We start from the raw sequence: 21,520 nt of genomic DNA on the forward strand, positions 1-21,520 counted from the left end.
GATTTTTCAGAGTAAATGACGCCTCCTCGGCTTGACTTGCAGCCCCGATTGACTTGAAAAGCCTGCACCGGCAGTTTCGCCCGCCGTCCGTCCTTCCCATATCCAGTGAATGTCCGAACCCATGCGCAGCTATCTCGACTTTGAAAAGCCCGTTGCCGAGCTGGATTCCAAGATCGATGAATTGCGCACGCTGGCCGCCAGCGGCAGCGACATCGGTGAGGAGATCGTGCGCATCGAGGACAAGGCCGTCGCCGCGCTGCACGAGCTCTATGCGAACCTGACGCCGTGGCAGAAGACCCAGGTCGCGCGGCATCCGCAGCGCCCGCATTGCATGAATTACGTGGAAGCGCTGATCACCGAATTCACGCCGCTCGCCGGCGACCGCAAGTTCGGCGAGGATGAAGCGCTGGTGGCCGGCTTCGGCCGTTTCCGCGGCGAGAGCGTTTGCGTGCTCGGCCAGGAAAAGGGCAACACCACCGAGAGCCGCCTCAAGCATAATTTCGGCATGGCCCGCCCCGAAGGCTACCGCAAGGCAGTTCGCCTGATGGAGATGGCCGACCGTTTCAACATTCCCGTGCTGTCGCTGGTCGACACCGCCGGCGCCTATCCCGGCATCGGCGCGGAAGAGCGCGGCCAGGCTGAAGCCATCGCACGCTCCACCGATGCCTGCCTCGGCCTTGGCGTTGCCAATGTCGCTGTGATCATCGGCGAAGGCGGCTCGGGCGGCGCCATCGCCATTGCCACCGCCAACAAGGTGCTGATGCTGGAACACGCCATCTACAGCGTAATCTCGCCGGAAGCGGCATCGTCGATCCTGTGGCGCGACTCATCCAAGGCGCAGGAAGCCGCGACTAATATGAAGATCACCGCGCAGGATCTGCTGCGTTTCGGCGTGATCGATTCCATCCTGAAAGAGCCGCCGGGCGGCGCCCACCGCGACCCCGCCGCCATGATCGCCATCACCGGCGACGCCATCGCCCAGGCTTTCAACGACATGCGCGGCATGGACGCGGCGACTATTCGTCAGCAGCGCCGGCAGAAGTTTCTGGATATCGGCCGCAAGATTGGCTGAGCTGACGTTCTCTCACGCGTCCATCTGAGACCGCGCATTTCGGCGGATCACCTGCGGCGGCTGGCCATAGGCGCGCAGAAATGCGCGGCGCATGCGGTCACGATCGGCAAACCCCGTCTGCTGCGCGACGGTGTCGATGGGATGCCGGCTCTGCTCCATCATCAACCGCGCGGCCTCTAGCCGCAGATGCTCGACGGCCTTGGCGGGCGATTGGCCTGTCTCGGCGTGAAAGGCGCGGCTGAACTGCCGCGGGCTCAGGCTCGCAGCATCGGCGAGATCATTCACCGTCAGCGGCTTCTGCAGATTGTCGCGCGCGAAAGCGAGCGCCTTCTGAATACGGTCCGATTTCGGCGCCAGTTCAAGCAACGCCGAGAACTGCGACTGACCGCCCGCGCGACGGTGATACACGACCATCTTTTTCGCGATATTGCGTGCGACGTCCTCGCCGAGATCGGCCTCGACCATCGCCAGTGCGAGATCGATGCCCGCGGTCATGCCGGCCGAGGTCCAAACTGGACCGTCATTCACGAAGATGCGGTCTTCATCGACCTTCACTTTCGGAAATTGCTTCTGCATGTCGCGCGCATAGAACCAGTGCGTGGTCGCGCGCCGTTGATCGAGAATGCCAGCTTCGGCGAGCACGAAGGCGCCGATACAGATGGACGCAACACGCCGCGCATGTTTGGGCGCCTGTCGCACGAAATCGATCAGGCCGGGCGTCGCGGATTCGACCGTCAGACCGCCGGCAATGATCAGCGTGTCATAGGCATCAGCCGCATTGAACGGTTCGGTGGTCAAACTCATGCCCAGCGAGGTGCCGACCTGACCGCCCCGCTCCGACAACACATGCAGATCATAGGTGGGCGGATCGGTCAGCATATTGGCCAGTTCAAAGACCGACATCGCCGCAAGGCTGATGGGCGAGCACCCCGGGGAAACAACAAGGCCGATGCGCTGCATGTGTCCGCTCTCTCAGGACAAAACGTCCTAAAACGCCGCTTATATGACATTTAAGACGCGCCCGCGCAAGACTAGGTTTCCTGACACGGCCGCTGCGGCCGAGAGCATTCAGGAGAACGACAATGACGAATTCACATCAGGGCACGGCACTGATTACGGGCGCTTCCACGGGTATTGGCGCCGTCTACGCGGACCGGCTGGCCAAGCGCGGCTACGACCTCATTCTGGTGGCGCGGAACCAGGACCGCCTGGCGGCCCTCGCCAAGCGACTGACCAGCGAAACCGGACGATCGGTCCGCACACTGGCCGCCGATCTCGGCAACAAGGCCGATCTGGCAAAGGTCGAAGCCGCGCTGCGCGACGATGCGAGCATTACGATGCTGGTCAACAATGCCGGAGTCGGCGCGGTGGCGGCGTTGCTCAATGCCGATGTCGACAAAATGGAAGACATGATCACGCTGAACGTCACCGCACTGACACGGCTGACCTATGCCGCCGTGCCCGGCTTCGTCGCGCGCAACAAAGGCACGATCATCAACATCTCGTCGATCGTCGGTATCGGCGCAGAAATCCTCAACGGCGTCTACGGAGCCAGCAAGGCCTATGTGCTCAGCTTCAGCCATTCGCTGGTGCATGAACTCGCCGACAAGGGCATCCGCGTGCAGGCGGTGTTGCCGGGCGCAACGGCCACCGAATTCTGGGACATCGCGGGCTTCCCACACCAGAACATGGATCAGGCCACAGTGATGCGCGCTGACGACATGGTCGATGCTGCATTGGCCGGCCTCGACCAGGGTGAGCTCGTCACTATTCCGGGCCTGCAGGACGGCGCGAACTGGACCCGCTTCGAAGCAGATCGCCGCGCCCTCTCGACCAAATTCGGTCATGCGACGCCAGCGCCGCGCTATCGGGTGACCGTACCGGCATAGACGTTGTCGGCTCGGCCGGGGATTATCTGCCAAGCCCGGCAACTAAAACTCTGTCATGCCCGGGCTTGTCCCGGCCATGACAGCGTATGTGTTACAGGCAGCAAAAAGCCCGCCCTTTCGACAGAGGGCGGGCTTTTCGAGTCCAGAATTACTTCTTTGCCGGAGCCATCTTGCTGTCGGCCGGCTTGGGCGCGTCCTTGGCAGCAGGCGCGGCGGGTGCCGCCGGAGCAGGCGTTGCGGCGGCCTGATCGATACGCTCAACCTTCGCACCTTCACGCAGCTTGGTGACGTAGTCGGCCTGCGCCTTGCGCACGACATACTGTTCGATCTGCGGCTTCACCTGGTCGAATTCCGGCGCCTTGCGGTTGCGCTTTTCCTCGACCTTGATGATGTGCCAGCCGAACTGCGACTTCACGGGGTCCGAGATCTTGCCCGGCTCCAGCGCGAAGGCAACGGCGGAGAATTCCGGCACCATCTGGTCCTTGGTGAAGAAACCCAGATCGCCACCATCGGCCGCGCCCGGATCCTTCGACTTCTTCTTGGCGAGTTCGGCGAAATCGGCGCCCTTCTTCAGCTCGTCGGCGACCGTCTTGGCCTCGGCCTCGCTCTCCACCAGGATGTGGCGGGCATGGACTTCGGCTTCGCCGGTGATCTGCTTGGCCGCGTCCTCATAGACCTTCTTCATGTTGTCGTCGGTCAGGGCTTCCTTGCCCTCGACGGCCAACAGGTTGTCCATGAGCAGACGGTTACGGGCGAAGGCCAGCTTGGACTTAAAATCCTCACGATCGGCGATCTTCTTGTCCTCGGCCGCCTTGGCGACGATCTTCATGTCGATCAGGAACGACAGCACATTGTCCTTCCGGGTCGCGGGATCCATCTGGGCGAGGCTCGGGCCGAGCTCTTCCTCGGCAATGGTGACGTCGCTCTGGCGGATTTCCTGGCCGTTGACCTTGGCGAGGACCGGATTGGCATCCTGCGCGTAAACCGGGAAACTGGTGAGAAAGGCCACCGCAACGGCGCCGGTCAGGGCAGCCAGGGTGCGGCCCGGGCGCAGGCCCGGCGTCAGGGCGAGCGATACGAAGGTCATGGAAAATCCTTATCTCGGATAAGAGCCTGTTGGGGACGGCGGACACTCTCCCAAACGTACCGTCTTGGCAACGCGAAAACTCTGTCAAAATGATGAAATCCTTGAGAGGTTCGCGCCGTTGACAACCCCCCACACGGGCCATATCTCTCCCCGACCGGGCCGGTGGCGAAGGCGCGATTTCGGCCGCGCCGTGGTCATTGAACCCCTGATTGCCCTGCTCCCACTCATCTCCCGGGGTCTTGCTTTTTTGGCGCTCCGCACCGGGGTCCAGACAGCAATCCGCCACAGACTTTGGATATGACGAGGCTGGGCGACCGCTGCACCATTCCACGGCCTTCGGGCCGCATTGCTAAAGACAGGATTTCGTGATGATCGGCGCGCTCGCCCGCAAGTTCTTCGGCTCTGCCAACGACCGCCGCGTCAAGGGATATCAATCGCGTGTTGCCGCGATCAACGCGCTGGAACCTGAGGTCGCAGCGCTGTCGGACGATGCGCTCAAAGCGCGCACCGCCGAGTTCAAGGCACAACTCGAAGCCGGCAAGACTCTCGACGATCTCCTCGTTCCCGCTTTCGCCACCGTCCGCGAAGCCGCCAAGCGCACCCTCGGCCAGCGTCACTTCGACGTGCAGCTGATCGGCGGAATGGTGCTGCATGAGGGCGACATCGCCGAGATGAAGACGGGCGAAGGTAAGACGCTGGTCGCCACCCTCGCCGTCTATCTGAACGCGCTCGCCGGCCAGGGCGTGCATGTCGTCACCGTCAACGACTACCTCGCCAAGCGCGATAGCGGCTGGATGGGCCAAATCTACAGCTTCCTGGGCCTCACCACCGGCGTGATCGTTCACGGACTCGACGATGCCGAGCGCCAGGCGGCCTATGCCTGCGACATCACCTACGGCACCAACAACGAATACGGCTTCGACTATCTGCGCGACAACATGAAGTACCGGCTGGAGGACATGGTCCAGCGCAAGCACTTCTACGCCATCGTCGACGAAGTCGACTCGATCCTCATCGACGAAGCGCGTACGCCGCTGATCATCTCCGGCCCGCTCGACGACCGCTCGGAATTCTACAACACCATCGACACCTTCCTGCCCAAGCTCGAAAAAGTCATCGACTTCGAAGTCGACGAGAAGCAGCGCACCGTGACGCTGACCGAAGCAGGCATGGAGAAGATCGAAACCCTGCTGCGCGATGCCGGCCAGCTCAAGGGCGAGACGCTGTATGACGTCGAGAACGTCTCCGTCGTGCATCACATCAATCAGGCGCTGCGCGCCCACTCGCTGTTCAACCGCGACAAGGACTACATCGTCCGCGACGACGAGGTGATCATTATCGACGAGTTCACCGGCCGCATGATGCAGGGCCGCCGTTATTCGGAAGGCCTGCACCAGGCGCTGGAAGCCAAGGAACATGTGACGGTCCAGCCGGAAAACCAGACGCTGGCCTCGATCACGTTCCAGAACTACTTCCGCATGTACAAGAAACTGGCCGGCATGACCGGCACGGCGCTGACCGAAGCGGACGAACTGTTCGACATCTACAAGCTCGAAGTCGTCGAAGTGCCCACCAATGTCGGCATCGGCCGCATGGACGAGGACGACGAGGTCTATCGCACCCAGGACGAGAAGCACGCCGCCATCCTCGCCGAAATCGAGCGCGCCAATGCGCGGATGCAGCCGGTACTGGTCGGCACCGCGTCGATCGAAAAATCGGAAGTGCTTGGCGAGTATCTGCTCAAGAACGGCTACAAGCTGATCGACTTCACCAAGCCGAAGGCGATGGACAAGCTCTATGCGGCCGCGCGTTCCGGCAAGCCGGCGAAACTGTTCGCGGTGCTGAATGCGCGCTTCCACGAGCAGGAAGCCTATATCGTCGCCGAAGCCGGCGTCCCCGGCGCCATCACCATCGCCACCAACATGGCCGGCCGCGGCACCGACATCAAACTCGGCGGCTCGGTCGAGATGCGCGCGCAGATCGAAACGGCCGATATCGCCGACGAAGCCGAGAAGGTTGCCAAGATCGCCGAGATCAAGGCCGAGATCGAGCGGTTCCGCGAGATCGTGCTGAACGCCAAGGAAGTGGTCGAGATCGAACCCGCCAAGGGCAGCAAGCCGGCCAAGACCGTCGAGAAGCCCGGCGGCCTCTACATCATGGGCTCCGAGCGCCATGAGTCACGCCGCATCGACAACCAGCTCCGCGGCCGCTCCGGCCGTCAGGGCGACCCTGGCCGGTCCAAGTTCTTCCTGTCGCTGGAAGACGACCTGATGCGCATCTTCGGCTCGGATCGTCTGGATACGATGCTGACGCGCCTCGGCCTGAAGGAAGGCGAAGCGATCATCCATCCGTGGATCAACAAGGCGCTCGAGAAAGCCCAGCAGAAGGTCGAGGCGCGCAACTTCGACATCCGCAAGAACCTGCTGAAATACGACGACGTGCAGAACGACCAGCGCAAGGTGATCTTCGAACAGCGCGTCGACCTGATGCAGAACGATAGCGTCGCCGAGACCGTCAACGACATGCGCCGCGCTTTCGTCGAGGACCTCGTCACCAAACACGTGCCGGAAAACCAGTATGCCGAGCAGTGGGACGTGGTCGGCCTGAAGGAAGAGCTGAAGCGCGTGCTCGATCTCGATCTTCCGGTCGACGAATGGGCCAAGGAAGAAGGCATCGCCGACGAAGAACTGCTCAACCGTATCGAGCAGAAGGCCGACGAGCACATGGCCGCGAAGGTCGCCCAGTGGGGCCCCGACGTGATGCGTTACGTCGAGAAGACGATCCTGCTGCAGACGCTGGATCATCTGTGGCGCGAGCATCTGGTGATGCTCGACCATTTGCGTCAGGTCATCGGCCTGCGCGGCTACGGCCAGCGTGATCCGCTGCAGGAATACAAGGCGGAAGCCTTCAACCTGTTCGAGGCCATGATTTCCAATCTGCGCGAAGCCGTCACCGCGCAATTGATGCGCGTCGAAATCGTGCCGCCGGACGTGCAGCCCGAACTGCCTGTCATGGAAGCCCACAAGCTCGACTACAACACCGGCGAAGACGAAATGGCCTTCGCCAATGCGGCGCTGGCACCGATGGGCCAGCAGCAGCCCGCCGTCGCCCGCGATCCGAACAACCAGGACACCTGGGGCAAGGTCGGCCGCAACGAGGACTGCCCGTGCGGCTCCGGCAAGAAGTTCAAGCACTGCCACGGGCGGTATGCGTAAGCTGACCACCGGGTCGATCGCGAAGCCATCTGAAATCCCTCCCCGTTCGGGAGGGATTTTTCTTTGGGCTGTTGGTTCCACGCATTCACGCAGCCAAGCACTGCGCTGGACGCCGCTGACGACGATTGGACAACGCGTCGCAGAGGACTAGCCTGTTCCATCGTGCCGACACGAGCGGCCGCAGGAATGAGGGGGCGTGCCGATGATGTCCAATTCCGAAATGCTGATCCGCCTGATCTCCGCCGCGGCGCTCGGCAGTCTGATCGGTTTCGAGCGGGAGCGGCTGCTCTGGGCCGCGGGCATCCGCACGCATATGCTGGTCTGCGTCGGCTCCTGCCTGATCATGCTGGTCTCACAATACGGCTTCTCCAACATCCTGCTCACGCAATCCAATGTCGTGCTCGATCCATCGCGTATCGCAGCGCAGGTGGTGTCCGGCATCGGCTTTCTCGGTGCGGGATCGATCCTGGCGCGCGGCGAGATCGTCAAGGGACTGACCACGGCGGCAAGTATCTGGACGGTGGCAGCGATCGGGCTGGCGGTCGGCGGAGGATTGTATCTCGCGGCCGGCGCATCGACGGTGATCATCCTGATCATCCTCGTCGGTATCAAGCCGCTCGAGGAAGCCTATCGCTCGCGCAACCAGACCTGCATGCTGAAGGTGGAAGTCGAGAACAACGGCCTGACGCCGGAATTGCTGCGCGAGACATTGTCGCTGCGCGCCGGCCAGGTGAAGCGCTTCCTCGTGGAAAGCCGCGATCCCCAAGGCACCGACCAGCTCTCGATCCTGCTCAGCAAGGTGTCGTCACAGGATATCGCGAGCTATCCTTCGAAGCTGCAGGAGCTCGACGGCGTGCGTCAGGTGAGTATTGTCAAACGCGTCAGCGACCACGGCGCCAATCACACGTGAGCGATATGTCTGCAGGAAGAGCGACGCGCCTAGCGCATCGCCGAGAAGCGGTCCGTGAACGAATTCGCGGACACGACCGGGGCTGCGCCTGACAGCGCGGCTGTGCCGGTGCCGCCGCCGGAGGCTGGCGTGGATGGTTCGGCCGACAGCGTCGGCTTGAGCGGCGGGCGCGCGGTGGCCACGAGCGGTGCGGGTGCGGCGGCCGGCTTCGCTGCAGCTACAGAAGCAGGCGTCGCAGGAGCAGCCGACGGACCGGCCTTGCTGGCGACGGCCTTCGGCTTCGCGGCCGGTGTCGGCACGGGAGCCGCTGGCGCCGTAGTTGCGGTCGCGGTCGTTTCCGAGCCGCCAATGCCGACCTTCTTGGCGAGATTGCTGAAGAAACCGCCGTCCGACGAGGCCGACGCGACACGCGTGGAGGGCGCGGCGACGACGGGTTCTTCCGATGCTGCGAACAGCGACGCCGAATAGGAGGTTGTCGCCGCAGCGGTCGCCTTCGGCGGATTGACGTGCGGCGGGATGGTGCCCGGTGCGCGCGAATAGGCGGCGGTCTGCACACCCGGCGGCTCCGGATCCGACAGGCCGGTGGCGCCATCGGGCAGTTTGGAGGCGAAGACGCGGTTCATGCCGCCGTCGATATCGGGACGGCGCTGCGCGACCGGCGTGCCCTTGGCAACCAGTTCGGCAATCTTCGCATCATCCTGCGCCTGCTTGGCGCTGACGGCATCGGCGATCTCGGACGGAATCTGGTAGACTGGGCACTTGGCCGAGGCATTGAACACCAGCGGCTTGGTCGATCCTGCAGGTGCGGCCGGATCGAACACATACTTGTTCTCGCAGAACTCGACCTTCGGCTCCTGCCGCGTCACTTCGAAATGATCATAGCCCTGCTTGATCATCTTCCAGAACGGCATGTTCGGGTTGTTGCGATGCTTGGCCATGTTGACCGGCGTCATCTTGAACGGAAACGCCGCGAACTGGAACGAGCGCTGTCCGCCGAAGAAGGATTCACGGCCCAGCGAATAGATCTCGGCGATCTGTTCGTCGGTCATGGCGAAACAGCCCCGCGACGAGCAATCGCCATGCACCATCAGCTGCGAACCGGTGCGTCCCAGCGACTTGTCAAAGGCGTTGGGGAAACCGGTATTGAAGGAGAGATAGTAGGACGAGCGCGGATTCATCTGCGCCGGCGTGATCGAATAGAAACCTTCCGGTGCCTGGCGATCGCCTTCCTTGACCTTCGGGCCGAGATCGCCGGACCAGCGGCAGATCGGATAGGTCTTCAGCAGCGCAAACTGGCCGGAGCGATTCTGCTTCCAGACTTCGAGTTCGGCTTCCTGCTTGAACACACGGACCAGCATCGGCGACTGCAGGTCCATGTCCTTTTCAGTCATCTCGGCGACGAGCTTGGGCGGAACGGGCTGGTTCGCCTTGGCATTGCTGGCGAGCGACATGTCTTCGCCGTTGCAGCCGGCCAGCACCACGCCTGTCGCAAGTACGACCGACGTCAGCAGCGCGCGAACAAGCGAGCGATGTTTCAAAGCCAAGCTCCGCAGCCGACGGGACGTCGACACCCCAAGGAATAAAGACAAATGAGCCCTTATTCGTACGCAAATATTAGCCTTAAGGCCCCCTGCTCGCAAGGCAACTGGCCGTGAGCAGCAGGTTCCGTTCCGGCGATGGTCAACAGAGATTGAAGATCTCAGGCCGGGCGGAATTGCGGCGGTATCTGGCGGGAAGGCGAATTAAGCAGGCGGCGGCGGGTTATGCTTAATAGTTTGGCAGCGCTCTCGACCGTCATGGCCGGGCTTGTCCCGGCCACCCACGTCTTTGTTCACTCGCCGCCAAAGATGTGGATGCCCGGCACATCCAGCGAAGCTCGCTTCGCGCTGGCCGGACACGACGAACATTGGCAAGGGCGTGGACAATCTCGGAGTGCCTCAGGAGCCCCGGACCACGGTCTTCAAGTAGTTGTAAGCCTTGATGATTTCGATCAACCGGTCCTCGGTGGAGCGGTCGCCACCATTGGCGTCGGGGTGATGCTGCTTCACCAGCGCCTTGTACTGCGCCTTGACGTCGTCCAGCGTCGCGCTGGGGCCCAGACCCATAACCTGTAGCGCCTTGCGCTCGGCATTGAAGATCTTGCGGGTTTCTTCCTTGATCGGCTGCTGCGGCTTGCGGGCCCGGCCGCGCCCCATACCCATGCCGTTCATCTCGTTGAACATGGCAAACGGATCGATCGCGCCGTCGAGGTCGGGCTGCCCGGCCTTGGTTTTGTCCGCAGAGCCGTTGGCGCCCATCTTCCAGGTCGGACGATGGCCGGTCAGCGCGTCCTTCTGGTACTTGGCGACCGCGTCCGGGGCCATGCCCTGGAAGAAGTTGTAGCCCTGATTGTATTCGCGGACATGGTTCAGGCAGAAATGCCAGTATTCCTTGTCCTGCGCACGGCCCTTGGGCGCGCGGTGCGGACCCTTGTTCTTGCACTCGGGCCACTCGCACATAATAGCTTCTTCGCGCGCAGCGGCCTGCTGCTTCGCGCTCAGCTTGTTCGGCTTGATACGGATGCTGTCGAAGAATTTGGATGAGTCGATGGGCATGGCTGACTATGACAACGCAATGCAAAAAGCTTCAAGTCTTGACATTCCGATTACCTCATTCGGCGCCCTGCGCCGCACCAATATGGTCGCCACATCGTGATTGACCATGAGTGGGGCGAACCGCTAAGCCGGCCATCATGACCATGAAAGATAACATCACAAAGAAGCTGACAGAGGCTTTCGCGCCCCTCAGCCTCGACGTTTCAGATGAATCGCATCTGCATGCCGGTCACATGGGCCACCGCCCGGAGGGTGAAACCCACTTCAGGGTCAATATTGTGTCGGAGGCCTTCGAAGGGAAGAGCCGGATCGACCGCCATCGCATGATCAACGAACTGCTGGCGGCGGAACTTGCGGGAACGGTACATGCGCTGGCGCTGAAACCGCAGACGCCGAAGGAAGCGGGTTAGGTTTCGTCGCGGCACCCTACACCGTCATTCCGGGGCGCGAGCACCGCTTGGCGATCGCGCCCCGGAATCTCAGCATGGGAGTCTCCAACAGCGCCAAGCCATGTCCAGCTTCCGGGTTCGCGCGCACGAAGACGCGCCCCCGCCCCGGAATGACGAGTGTGGGCTGGTCCTACTTCTTCAGCGACGCGATCGCCTCGAGGACGTTCGGCTTCAGCCCGGCGCCGCCCGCATCCAGATGTTCGAAGATCTTCTTCCGCATGCGCGGATCCCAGAACTTCTTGATGTGCTCGGCAATGCCGGCCACGGCGTGATCGTGGCCCTGGCTGTTGAAGAAGTCGCCGATCTGGTTGGCCATATAGATCAGCCGGTCAGGCGACGTCGATGTGTGGGTGTCCATGCTCTTGCCCTGATGCATCCGCGGTGACGCCGTGCTGACGCACGCGATGCTGATGTGTGAAAACTTCGAACCCGTCGCTGCGCGCGATCGCGGCCAACGTAATGCCTGCGGCTTCCGCCATACGGATGGCCAGTGCGGTGGGGGCCGAGACCGACACCATGAGCGGCGCGCCGATGGCAGCCGTCTTCTGCACCATCTCGACAGAGACGCGGCTGGTGAGCAGGACCATGCCCTGCCCTGCATCGACCTTGGCCTGCGCCAGCGCGCCGGCCAGCTTGTCGAGCGCATTGTGACGGCCGACATCCTCACGCAACGCGACGATGCCGTCGGCCGGCGTCCAGAACGCCGCGGCGTGCACGGCGCGGGTCTGGATGTTGACCTTCTGCAGCGGCGACAGCGTCTCCATCGCCGCCATGATCTGGTCGAAGGAGAACACGCCGCCGGGCGCGACGATGGCCGCCGGCTTAACGGCTTCAGAAATCGAGTCGATGCCGCACAGACCGCAGCCCGTCGGCCCGGCGATCTGCCGGCGCCGCGCGCTGATGCTCTCGGCCTTCTCGCCTGCGAGCCACATCCGCAGCTCAACGCCATCGTCGAATTCAACGGCCTCAAAACTCTCGATCTCGTCGATCGAGGTGACTACGCCTTCGCTCAGGCTGAAGCCATAGGCGAAGTCGCGATAGTCCTGCGGCGTCCCCATCATGACGGCATAGGTACCGCCATTATAGGTGATCGCCAACGCGGTCTCTTCCGGCACCGCGCGCAGCCCCTCGCTGACGCCGGACTGGCGCCAGATCTTGCGGGGGACTGAGCGAACTGGCTCGTGCATCTTTGGTTTCCAGACCTACTCCGCGGCTTCCACGACAGGCATGGCGATCCGGCGCGACTGGCGAGCCTGCTCGTCATATTCCTTCTGCCACTCGGACGGACCGTTCGAGGGCGAGATCTGCACCGCGGTCACCTTGTATTCCGGGCAGTTGGTGGCCCAGTCCGAGAACTCGGTGGTGATGACGTTGGCCTGCGTGGTCGGGTGATGGAAGGTCGTATAGACCACGCCCGGCGCCATACGCTCGGTTAGCAGCGCACGCAACGTCGTCTCGCCGGCGCGGCTCTGCAGCTTCACCCAGTCGCCGTCGCGGATGCCACGCAGTTCGGCGTCATGCGGATGCAGCTCCAGACGATCCTCTTCATGCCAGACCACATTCTCGGTGCGCCGTGTCTGCGCGCCGACATTGTACTGGCTGAGAATACGGCCGGTGGTGAGCAGCAGCGGGAAGCGCGGCCCGGTACGCTCGTCGGTGGCGATGTATTCGGTGAGCATGAACTTGCCCTTGCCGCGCACGAAGCCGTCCATATGCATGATCGGCGTGCCCAGAGGCTGCTTCTCGTTACACGGCCACTGCACCGAACCAACCTCCTCCAGCTTCGCATAGGAGACGCCGGCGAAAGTCGGCGTCAGCGCCGCGATTTCGTCCATGATCTCCGAGGGGTGATTGTAGGACATCTCATAGCCGAGTGCCTTGGCGAATCCCAAGGTCACTTCCCAGTCCTCAAGACCATTTTTCGGCGACATCACCTTGCGGACGCGCTGGATGCGACGTTCGGCATTGGTGAAGGTGCCGTTCTTCTCCAGGAAGGTGGAGCCCGGGAAGAACACGTGGGCGTAGTTGGCGGTCTCGTTCAGGAACAGGTCGTGGACGATGACGCATTCCATCGCCGACAGCGCCGCGACCACATGCTTGGTGTTGGGGTCGGACTGCAGGATGTCTTCGCCCTGCACGTAGAGGCCCATGAAAGTGCCTTCGGTGGCGGCATCGAACATGTTGGGAATGCGCAGGCCCGGCTCACTGTTGAGCTTGACGTTCCACATCGCTTCGAACTGCTCGCGCACCGCATCGCCCGAGATGTGGCGATAGCCCGGCAGCTCGTGCGGGAACGAGCCCATGTCGCAAGAGCCCTGCACGTTGTTCTGGCCGCGCAGCGGATTCACGCCGACGCCGGGACGGCCGATATTGCCGGTCGCCATCGCGAGGTTCGCGATCGCGATTACGGTGGTCGAACCCTGGCTGTGCTCGGTGACGCCGAGACCGTAATAAATCGCACCGTTGCCACCGGTGGCGAACAAACGGGCGGCGGCGCGCAGCTCCTTCGGATCGACGCCGGTCATGATGGCAGTGGCTTCGGGGCTGTGGTTCGGCTGCGCGACGAAGGCGGCCCAGTCTTCGAACTCGCTCCAGTCACAGCGCTCGCGGATGAAGGTCTCGTCGGCGAGGCCTTCGGTGACGATGACATGCGCCAGCGCCGTGAGCACGGCGACGTTGGTACCGGGCATCAGGGGCAGATGGTGCTGTGCCTCGATATGGGCCGAGCGCACGATATCGGTTTGGCGCGGATCGACCACGATCAGCTTGGCTCCGGCGCGCAAACGCTTCTTCAGGCGCGACGCGAACACCGGATGGCCATCGGTCGGGTTCGCACCAATGATCATCACGACGTCGGTGTCTTCCACCGAGTCGAAATCCTGCGTGCCGGCCGAGGTGCCGAAGGTCGAGGACAGGCCGTAGCCGGTCGGCGAATGGCAGACGCGCGCGCAGGTATCGACGTTGTTGTTGCCGAAGCCGGCGCGGATCAGCTTCTGCACCACGAATACTTCTTCATTGGTGCAGCGCGACGAGGTGATGCCGCCAATAGAGTCTTTGCCGTGTGTGGCCTGGATGCCCTTGAACTTCTTGGCCGCGAAATTGAAGGCCTCATCCCATGACACTTCCTGCCATGGATCGCTGATCTTCTCGCGGATCATCGGATTGAGGATGCGCTCTTTGTGGTTCGCATAGCCCCAGGCGAAGCGGCCCTTGACGCAGGAATGGCCGCGATTGGCCTTGCCGTCCTTGTACGGCACCATGCGCACCAACTCTTCGCCGCGCATTTCCGCCTTGAAAGTACAGCCGACGCCGCAATAGGCGCAGGTGGTCACAGCCGAGTGCTCGGGCTGGCCGATCTCGATCACGGCCTTCTCTGTCAGCGTCGCGGTCGGGCAGGCCTGCACGCAGGCGCCGCAGGACACGCATTCCGAACCCAGGAAGCTCTCGCTCATACCCGGCGAGACCCGGCTCTCGAAACCGCGGCCGGAGATCGTCAGCGCGAAAGTGCCCTGAACTTCTTCACAGGCGCGAACGCAGCGCGAGCAGACGATGCACTTGGAGGGATCGTATGTGAAGTACGGATTCGACTCGTCCTTCGCCATCCAGTGATCGTTTTCGCAGGCTTCCGGCGAATTGTGATTGTGCTTCGGGCCAGACTTGGCGAACACATGGTTCTCGCCGTCATAACCGTAACGCACGTCGCGCAGGCCGACGGCGCCGGCCATGTCCTGCAATTCGCAATCGCCATTGGCGGCGCAGGTGAGACAGTCGAGCGGATGGTCGGAGATATAGAGCTCCATCACGCCCTTGCGCAGCGCCGCGAGCCGCGCATTCTGGGTATGAACCACGAGGCCTTCCATGGCCGGCGTGGTGCAGGAGGCCGGCGTGCCCGCGCGGCCTTCGATCTCGACGAGACAGAGACGACAGGAGCCGAAGGCATCCACCATGTCGGTGGCGCAGAGTTTCGGAATCTGCGTGCCCATCTCCATGGCGGCGCGCATGATCGAGGTGCCCTCGGGCACCGAGACACTCTGCCCGTCAATGGTCAGCGTGACCATCTTTTCGGACTTCGAACGCGGCGTACCAAAATCGATTTCGTGAACGAGCGACATGTGTTGCTCCTTTACTCTGCGGCCTGAAGGCGCGATGGCGCCGGGCCGAAATCTCCGGGGAAATGTTTCAGCGCACTCATCACCGGATACGGCGTGAAGCCGCCCAGCGCACAGAGCGAACCGAACTTCATGGTGTTGCTGAGGTCCTGCAGCACGGCGATGTTCTCGGCGACGCGTTCGCCGCGGCGGATCTTGTCGATGGTCTCAACGCCACGGGTGGAGCCGATGCGGCACGGCGTGCACTTGCCGCAGGATTCGATGGCGCAGAATTCCATCGCAAAGCGCGCCTGCTTCGACATATCGACGGTGTCGTCGAACACCACGATGCCGCCGTGGCCGATCAGGCCGTCACGCTTGGCGAAAGCCTCGTAGTCGAACGGCGTGTCGAACAATTCGCGCGGGAAGTAGGCACCGAGCGGACCGCCGACCTGCACCGCGCGGACCGGCTTGCCGGTGAAGGTGCCGCCGCCGATATCATCAATCAGCTCACCCAGCGTGATGCCGAAAGCGACTTCGAAGAGGCCGCCGAACTTGATGTTACCCGCGAGCTGGATCGGCATCGTACCGCGCGAGCGGCCCATGCCGTAATCCGCATAGGCCTTGGCGCCGTTGTCGAGGATGAACGGGATCGCCGCAAACGAGAGCACGTTGTTGATGACCGTCGGCTTGCCGAACAGGCCTTTATGCGCCGGCAGCGGCGGCTTGGCGCGGACGATGCCGCGACGGCCTTCGAGACTCTCCAGCAGTGAGGTCTCCTCGCCGCAGACATAGGCGCCGGCGCCGACGCGGACTTCGAGATCGAATGCGTGCGCCGAGCCGCGAATCTTGTCGCCGAGATAACCGGCGCGCTTGGCGGCAGCGATACCCTCATTCATCGCCTCGACGGCATGCGGATATTCCGAACGGATATAGATGTAGCCCTTGGTGGCGCCCACCGCGATGCCGGCAATGGTCATGCCTTCGATCACCACGAAGGGATCGCCTTCCATGATCATGCGGTCGGCGAAGGTGCCGCTGTCGCCCTCGTCCGCATTGCAGACGATGAATTTACGATCGGCTTTGGTATCGGCAACGGTCTTCCACTTGATACCGGTCGGGAAGCCAGCGCCACCGCGGCCACGCAGGCCGGATGTGGTGACGTCGGCAATGATGCCGGCGCTATCCAGCGTCAACGCGCGCGTGAGGCCCCTGTAGCCATCATGCGCGATGTAATCCTCGACCGACCGGGGATCGACGACGCCGCAGCGCACAAAGGTCAGACGCGTCTGCTTCTTGAGCCACGGAATCTCCTCCGCGACACCAAGACGCAGCGCGTGAGAGCCGTTTGCGACCATCGCATCGAGCACCGACGCAACGTCTTTCTCTTCGACCGCCCCGAAGGCGACACGGCCTTCCGGCGTCGCGACTTCGATCATCGGCTCCAGCCACAGCAATCCGCGCGAACCGGGGCGAATGATCTCGATTGCAAGCTTGCGCTTTTGAGCCTCCGCTTCGAAGGCACTGACGAGTTCATCGGCGCCGACGGAAACGGCGGCCGCATCGCGCGGAATGTAGATCTTCAGAGTTTTATCAGATGTCATCGCTGTGCCTCCGCGACCAGCGCATCGATGCGCTTCTCATCGAGGCGGCCAACCAGACGGCCATCGAGCATCGCCGATGGCGCCGTGGCGCAGAGCCCGAGGCAATAGATCGGCTCCAACGTAACACGCTGATCCGCCGTCGTGTTTCCAAACTTTACACCCAATTTCGCTTCCGCGCGCGCCGCAAGTGCATCGCCGCCAGCCGCCTGGCAAGCCTCAGCGCGGCAGATCTTCAGCACATGCTTGCCGGCCGGCTCGTGGCGGAAGTCATGGTAGAAAGTGAACACGCCATGGACCTCGGCGCGCGACAGGTTACGCGCCAGCGCGATCATCGGGATTGCCGGCTCCGGCACATAGCCGAAGGCTTCCTGCATCGCATGCAGAATCACGATCACGCCGCCTTCCACATGGGACAGGCTCTCGATGATCTCGGTGCCTCGGTCGGCACTCCAAGGCTCATAAGCATTCGGCTCGTAGGCTGCGTTCATCCCGGTACTCGATTGATCTTATGACTGGAAAACCAATCAAAATTGGAATCGATCCAAAGATCAATAAAGCTGTCTCATGCTGCGATACGGAAACGGTATCGACACCCGGCGAAATCGATGAATTTGAAATGGTTAGCTTGGTTGCAGCGCAGCAATTACAGCGCCCGAAACGAAGGTCTTACGCCTCCAGCGACGGCGCAACCTCCCGGGCGATCTGGACCAGAGTCGCCACCAGCGGGGTCATGGGATCGCGCTGGGGCACCACGAGGCCGACGCCATAATTCACCACAGGATCGACGATCGGGATCATACGGACCGAGTCATTGGCGGTCAGGCCCAGCGTCTCCGCCAGCTTGGCCGGCATCACGCTGGCCCAACGGCCGGTCTTCACATGGGTATAGAGCACGATGATAGAGTTCGACGTCAGCATCGGCATCGCTTCGGCGCCCACCGATTTCAGGGCACGATCGATGATGCGGCGATTCTGCATGTCGGGTGTCAGGAGACACAGCGGCACTTGGCCGACTTCGCTCCAGGTGACTTCCTTGCGATCACCGAACAGGCCGTCCGGCGAGGTCAGCAGCCGGTAGCTTTCCTTGTAGAGCGGGATCGAGCGGACTTTGCCCAGCGGTTCATTTTCGATGTAGGTCAGCCCCGCATCGACCTCAAGATTTTCCAGGAGGCCCAGCACCGCCGCCGAAGTGCAGGACATGATTTTAAAGCGTACATCGGGATGCCGCGCACGAAACGGCGTCGTCAGCGAGGCGACCATGCCGAGCACCGTGGGAATCGCAGCGATGCGGATCTCGCCGGACAGACTGTCCTTGAGACCGTTGATTTCCTGCTTCATCGCGCGAGCATCGCCGACGATGCGGCGTGCCCAATCGAGCGCGCGTTCGCCTTCCGGCGTAAACCCCTGGAAGCGCGAGCCGCGCTGCACCAGCATCACGCCGAGCATATCCTCGAGCTGCTTGAGGCTGGTCGACATGGTGGGCTGGGTGACGCCGCATGCTTCGGCGGCACGGCCGAAATGCCGTTCCTTCGCCAGCGACAACAGCAGTTCAAGTTTTTCGATCAAGGGACGCCCCGCTCCGACCACATCATTTTTGCCGAGGTGCGGCGCGACGATCGCGTATGTGGCCTTCGGTGTCCGCCCTCGGGGCAAAGCATATGGTGCGAAGCCGCCTTGCCGCAACCATCGCAGCAGGACAAGCAGAGATCAGCCCCGGCCAAGCTTCCCGCTTCAAGATAGAATCTGGTTGGGATCTTTGCGGCGGTCTGCTTCGTCGCGGGGTCCAAGGCCCCGGCGACGACAGCAAACGGCAAATACGATCAGCCAGAAGGCTGATCCGAGATCAACCCAGGCGGCTGATCTGCTCTTCGGTCACGACACGCTCGATGTTCTCGGACTTGCTCTTGATCCGGTAACGCGGGCGACCATCGGCTTCGATCGGAAGGCGAGAGGTGATGGTGTAGATGCTGCGTTCCTTGATGGTGGAACGGCCCTGCGGCCCCTGCAGCTGGTGGTGAACGTCCTCATTAATTGCGTAGTTATGCGCCATTATTCATACTCTCCACGATGAGCGGCTTTTAGCCACAACTTGCTCAAAAAGCAAGAAATCTCTAGCAATTTCGGCCAGATAGCTCGTCAGTCCTGATATGCAACGATGGGCAACAGGTCATAATTTGGATGCCTCTGCGACCAATTCCAGCTCATGCTGCCGATCTGGTCAGCAGCAATTCTGTCGTTTTAAGAGGGGGTTGGACTGATTCAAGGGCGTGCCGCCATGGCACAGTTCCCGCGCCCTTTCCGCGTTAGCAATAATCCTGGAATACCAGCCAGCCACTCGAAACTGGCCCCAAAAAAGCCGAAAAACCACCGGCAGGGCATTGCCGGTGGTTTCGGAGATTTACAGCAGAGTGCGCGAGTCTCCTCGAAGACTTAGGGCCGTCAAAAATTTGCCGGCTGCGCACGAAAATATTACATGAGCCAGAATGTTGAGCGCAATACCTGATTTGCTCAATCAAATATATTATTGGCCGCTATCGTTAGCGGGAAACATGATGTGGGCTGGCGCCAGCCCTGCCCGGGCCCGTTCGGCCATCTTGCGAAATGCGGTTTCGATATCACGCGCCAGACGCCGAGTGTCGAAGGCCGGCATGTTCAGACGATTGGCCGATAATTTCTCCCGGATCGACGACAACCGCTCGGGATTTTCCGCCAGCTCGATCGCCATACGCTCATAGTCATCTCGCTTCGCCGCAATCAACTCCGGCACACCCAGATTCTGCAGAAGACTCGCGGCAACCCGCCCTGCAAAGGTTTCTCCACGACACGTCAGCAACGGCAATCCAGCCCATAATGCGTCGCTCGCTGTGGTATGCGCATTGTACGGCAACGTATCGAGAAATAGATCCGCACAACGATGCCGCGCCAGGTGCTCGGCCGGCAGCATGCGCGCGGCAAACACCAGACGCGCGGGGTCGATGCCCCGCAATTCCGCTTCGCGGCGCAGATTCGCCACAGCCGCCGCGCTGTCCTCCAACAGCCAGAGAACGCTGCCGTCAACGGCTGAGAGGATCCGCATCCAGCTGTCGAAGACATCGGGCGTGATCTTGTAGGCATTGTTGAAGCAACAGAACACGAAGCCCTGCGCAGGCAAACCGACCTCCGCGCGCGCGAATGCACGTACCGATATCTCCCGGCGATCGTCATTGGCCTGATAGCAATTCGGCAGCCAAGCCACCTTCTCGCTATAGAATTGCCGGTGCTCGGGCGGCAGGACGTGCTGATCGGCGAGGATGTAATCCATGAAACCCGCGCCGAGCGTGCCTGGAAAGCCGAGATAATTGACCTGCACCGGCGCGGCCCTGCGCGCGAATATGCCGGTGCGCTGCTCGCCGAAATAGCCGTTGAGATTGACGAGAATGTCGATGCGATGCGCACGAAGGGCGTCCACCGCCTGCGGATCGCTCAATGTGGAGATATCGACGATCCCATCCACGGCGCCAGCGATGCGTCGCCTGATGTCGCTGCCGTCGTCATACCCGTTGTCGATGGCGAAAATCTCGAACGCGCTTTTGTCGTGCTGCTCCAGCACACCGACCAGCAGCAGCGAGGTCGCCTGCTGTCGAAATTCACCGGACAGATAGCCGACGCGAATTTTTGCATTCGGCCCGGTCGGGGAAGCGCGCAGCGGTGGAGCTTGCATGGGAAAACGCGAGGCGTTGGTCAGTTCGGCGCAGCGCTGCAGGCTGCGTTCCGAGGTGGCGACGCCCTGCCAACCGAATGGCTCGGCGGCCAGTTTGCCGGCTATGAGATCAGCCTCGATCTCCGCAATCAGCCCATTCGCGTCATGCCAGTCGCAGACCAGCATCTTCTGATGCAGCAAGTTGCCTTTCAGCAGTGGCATGTCCGGATTGAACTGGCGTGCGCGGCCATAGGCCTCCACCGCTTCTGCCGGCATCCGCATCTGGCCAAAGATGTAGCCGCGACCAAACCACGCTTCTGCCAGATCGGGCTGCAAGGCGAGTGCCGACTCGCAGGCTGCAAGCGCCTCGTCATAGCGCTTCAACTCGGCCAGCGACTTGCTCTTGTTGAAGAATGCTGCGGCATAGCGCGGGTGGAGCACCAGCGCGCGATCGAAATCAGCCAGCGCGGCGGGGTAGTCGCGCAGATCGTTCAGAACCGTGCCACGGTTATTCAGCGTTTCGGCATTGCCGGGATTGAGCGCCAGCGCTTCGGTAAAACGAAGTAGCGCCTCATCCGGCCGGCTCAGCGCCTTCAGCACCAGGCCGTAATTGTAGAACGTGGCATCCGATGTCGCATTGATGCGTAGAGCCGCCTTCAGATGCGGCTCGGCCTCCGCATGGCGCTTCAGCGCGACCAGCGCGATGGCGAGAATATTCAGCGCCGGGAAATGCTTCGGGTTCTTGCGCAAGAACTTGCTGAATCCGCGCTCGGCCTCCTGGAGGCGGCCCTGCTGGAAGGCGGCGAATGCACTTTGAAACAGTTCAGCTGGAGACGCCATGATTCTGCGGAGTTCGGGCTTTGCGGCTTGCATGGCCGAGGGCAACCCCGCCGGTATAGACGCCCGCCTCCGCTGCGTCGAGAACACCCGCTT

At 62.1% G+C, this 21,520-nt stretch carries 17 protein-coding genes; 5 read left to right on the forward strand and 12 right to left on the reverse strand.

Going from position 1 to position 21,520, the window contains the following annotated elements; genetic code table 11:
• The first annotated feature begins 109 nt into the window (after positions 1–109).
• A complete protein-coding gene (locus tag AB7813_RS17855; RefSeq protein ID WP_093757526.1) occupies positions 110–1,072 on the forward strand; it encodes an acetyl-CoA carboxylase carboxyltransferase subunit alpha in 963 nt (320 codons plus the stop codon).
• 12 nt (positions 1,073–1,084) lie between these two features.
• Here the strand turns inward: AB7813_RS17855 and AB7813_RS17860 are convergent, their stop codons facing one another.
• Positions 1,085–2,032 carry a GlxA family transcriptional regulator gene (locus AB7813_RS17860; RefSeq protein WP_439083916.1) on the reverse strand — a complete coding sequence of 316 codons (948 nt, stop codon included), beginning with the start codon at positions 2,030–2,032 and terminating at the stop codon, positions 1,085–1,087.
• A 122-nt stretch (positions 2,033–2,154) separates the two neighbouring features.
• Between AB7813_RS17860 and AB7813_RS17865 the strand changes: the two genes are divergently transcribed.
• Positions 2,155–2,961 (forward strand): SDR family NAD(P)-dependent oxidoreductase, encoded by an 807-nt coding sequence (locus tag AB7813_RS17865; RefSeq protein WP_441228250.1) that lies wholly within the window; start codon positions 2,155–2,157, stop codon positions 2,959–2,961.
• A gap of 148 nt (positions 2,962–3,109) precedes the next feature.
• Here the strand turns inward: AB7813_RS17865 and AB7813_RS17870 are convergent, their stop codons facing one another.
• Complete coding sequence (locus AB7813_RS17870; protein ID WP_089267776.1) at positions 3,110–4,048, reverse strand: peptidylprolyl isomerase; 939 nt, start codon at positions 4,046–4,048, stop codon at positions 3,110–3,112.
• A 368-nt stretch (positions 4,049–4,416) separates the two neighbouring features.
• On the opposite strand from AB7813_RS17870, the gene secA reads away from it, so the two are divergent.
• Together secA and AB7813_RS17880 are read left to right on the forward strand one after the other, a co-directional pair.
• Entirely contained in the window at positions 4,417–7,263 is a 2,847-nt protein-coding gene (gene secA / locus AB7813_RS17875; RefSeq protein WP_441228251.1) for a preprotein translocase subunit SecA, read from the forward strand.
• Positions 7,264–7,465: 202 nt separating this feature from the next.
• Complete coding sequence (locus AB7813_RS17880) at positions 7,466–8,173, forward strand: MgtC/SapB family protein (protein WP_309942303.1); 708 nt, start codon at positions 7,466–7,468, stop codon at positions 8,171–8,173.
• Positions 8,174–8,202: 29 nt separating this feature from the next.
• On the opposite strand, the gene AB7813_RS17885 is transcribed toward AB7813_RS17880, so the two are convergent.
• A complete protein-coding gene (locus tag AB7813_RS17885; protein WP_439083913.1) occupies positions 8,203–9,711 on the reverse strand; it encodes a L,D-transpeptidase family protein in 1,509 nt (502 codons plus the stop codon).
• Positions 9,712–10,110: 399 nt separating this feature from the next.
• The gene (locus AB7813_RS17890; RefSeq protein WP_089267780.1) at positions 10,111–10,767 is read right to left on the reverse strand and encodes a J domain-containing protein; all 657 of its coding nucleotides are present in this window, start codon (positions 10,765–10,767) and stop codon (positions 10,111–10,113) included.
• Positions 10,768–10,904: 137 nt separating this feature from the next.
• Between AB7813_RS17890 and AB7813_RS17895 the strand changes: the two genes are divergently transcribed.
• Entirely contained in the window at positions 10,905–11,177 is a 273-nt protein-coding gene (locus AB7813_RS17895; RefSeq protein WP_089267781.1) for a BolA family protein, read from the forward strand.
• 169 nt (positions 11,178–11,346) lie between these two features.
• Here AB7813_RS17895 and AB7813_RS17900 read toward each other — a convergent pair whose 3' ends face one another.
• The 8 genes from AB7813_RS17900 to AB7813_RS17935 form a co-directional block, all read right to left on the reverse strand.
• Complete coding sequence (locus AB7813_RS17900; protein WP_068729526.1) at positions 11,347–11,574, reverse strand: formate dehydrogenase subunit delta; 228 nt, start codon at positions 11,572–11,574, stop codon at positions 11,347–11,349.
• Positions 11,546–12,403 carry a formate dehydrogenase accessory sulfurtransferase FdhD gene (gene fdhD / locus AB7813_RS17905; RefSeq protein WP_439083912.1) on the reverse strand — a complete coding sequence of 286 codons (858 nt, stop codon included), beginning with the start codon at positions 12,401–12,403 and terminating at the stop codon, positions 11,546–11,548. The genes AB7813_RS17900 and fdhD overlap by 29 nt, the downstream gene beginning before the upstream one ends.
• A gap of 15 nt (positions 12,404–12,418) precedes the next feature.
• Positions 12,419–15,328 carry a formate dehydrogenase subunit alpha gene (gene fdhF / locus AB7813_RS17910; RefSeq protein ID WP_439083911.1) on the reverse strand — a complete coding sequence of 970 codons (2,910 nt, stop codon included), beginning with the start codon at positions 15,326–15,328 and terminating at the stop codon, positions 12,419–12,421.
• 11 nt (positions 15,329–15,339) lie between these two features.
• Positions 15,340–16,908 carry a formate dehydrogenase beta subunit gene (locus AB7813_RS17915; protein WP_439083910.1) on the reverse strand — a complete coding sequence of 523 codons (1,569 nt, stop codon included), beginning with the start codon at positions 16,906–16,908 and terminating at the stop codon, positions 15,340–15,342.
• Positions 16,905–17,396 (reverse strand): formate dehydrogenase subunit gamma, encoded by a 492-nt coding sequence (locus AB7813_RS17920; RefSeq protein WP_184512234.1) that lies wholly within the window; start codon positions 17,394–17,396, stop codon positions 16,905–16,907. Before AB7813_RS17920 ends, AB7813_RS17915 begins: the two co-directional genes overlap by 4 nt.
• Before the next feature lie 178 nt (positions 17,397–17,574).
• Positions 17,575–18,474 (reverse strand): LysR family transcriptional regulator, encoded by a 900-nt coding sequence (locus AB7813_RS17925; RefSeq protein ID WP_120287415.1) that lies wholly within the window; start codon positions 18,472–18,474, stop codon positions 17,575–17,577.
• Between the two features lie 277 nt (positions 18,475–18,751).
• Positions 18,752–18,958: a hypothetical protein gene (locus AB7813_RS17930; RefSeq protein ID WP_068729538.1), complete on the reverse strand. Its 207-nt coding sequence runs from the start codon at positions 18,956–18,958 to the stop codon at positions 18,752–18,754.
• 471 nt (positions 18,959–19,429) lie between these two features.
• Positions 19,430–21,427 (reverse strand): O-linked N-acetylglucosamine transferase family protein, encoded by a 1,998-nt coding sequence (locus AB7813_RS17935; RefSeq protein ID WP_439083909.1) that lies wholly within the window; start codon positions 21,425–21,427, stop codon positions 19,430–19,432.
• Positions 21,428–21,520 lie beyond the last annotated feature (93 nt).

The organism is Tardiphaga sp. 20_F10_N6_6 (genome assembly GCF_052076045.1).
In the GTDB taxonomy this organism is placed as follows: domain Bacteria; phylum Pseudomonadota; class Alphaproteobacteria; order Rhizobiales; family Xanthobacteraceae; genus Tardiphaga; species Tardiphaga robiniae.

What these genes read in the sequence shown, in the direction of transcription:
- AB7813_RS17870 (WP_089267776.1), bottom strand. Translation starts at nt 4,048, where the DNA reads ATGACCTTCGTATCGCTCGCCCTGACGCCGGGCCTGCGCCCGGGCCGC.
- AB7813_RS17915 (WP_439083910.1), bottom strand. Translation starts at nt 16,908, where the DNA reads ATGACATCTGATAAAACTCTGAAGATCTACATTCCGCGCGATGCGGCC.
- AB7813_RS17900 (WP_068729526.1), bottom strand. Translation starts at nt 11,574, where the DNA reads ATGGACACCCACACATCGACGTCGCCTGACCGGCTGATCTATATGGCC.
- AB7813_RS17920 (WP_184512234.1), bottom strand. Translation starts at nt 17,396, where the DNA reads ATGAACGCAGCCTACGAGCCGAATGCTTATGAGCCTTGGAGTGCCGAC.
- AB7813_RS17865 (WP_441228250.1), top strand. Translation starts at nt 2,155, where the DNA reads ATGACGAATTCACATCAGGGCACGGCACTGATTACGGGCGCTTCCACG.
- AB7813_RS17930 (WP_068729538.1), bottom strand. Translation starts at nt 18,958, where the DNA reads ATGGCGCATAACTACGCAATTAATGAGGACGTTCACCACCAGCTGCAG.
- secA (WP_441228251.1), top strand. Translation starts at nt 4,417, where the DNA reads ATGATCGGCGCGCTCGCCCGCAAGTTCTTCGGCTCTGCCAACGACCGC.
- AB7813_RS17935 (WP_439083909.1), bottom strand. Translation starts at nt 21,427, where the DNA reads ATGGCGTCTCCAGCTGAACTGTTTCAAAGTGCATTCGCCGCCTTCCAG.
- AB7813_RS17890 (WP_089267780.1), bottom strand. Translation starts at nt 10,767, where the DNA reads ATGCCCATCGACTCATCCAAATTCTTCGACAGCATCCGTATCAAGCCG.
- AB7813_RS17880 (WP_309942303.1), top strand. Translation starts at nt 7,466, where the DNA reads ATGATGTCCAATTCCGAAATGCTGATCCGCCTGATCTCCGCCGCGGCG.
- fdhF (WP_439083911.1), bottom strand. Translation starts at nt 15,328, where the DNA reads ATGTCGCTCGTTCACGAAATCGATTTTGGTACGCCGCGTTCGAAGTCC.
- fdhD (WP_439083912.1), bottom strand. Translation starts at nt 12,403, where the DNA reads ATGCACGAGCCAGTTCGCTCAGTCCCCCGCAAGATCTGGCGCCAGTCC.
- AB7813_RS17855 (WP_093757526.1), top strand. Translation starts at nt 110, where the DNA reads ATGTCCGAACCCATGCGCAGCTATCTCGACTTTGAAAAGCCCGTTGCC.
- AB7813_RS17860 (WP_439083916.1), bottom strand. Translation starts at nt 2,032, where the DNA reads ATGCAGCGCATCGGCCTTGTTGTTTCCCCGGGGTGCTCGCCCATCAGC.
- AB7813_RS17895 (WP_089267781.1), top strand. Translation starts at nt 10,905, where the DNA reads ATGACCATGAAAGATAACATCACAAAGAAGCTGACAGAGGCTTTCGCG.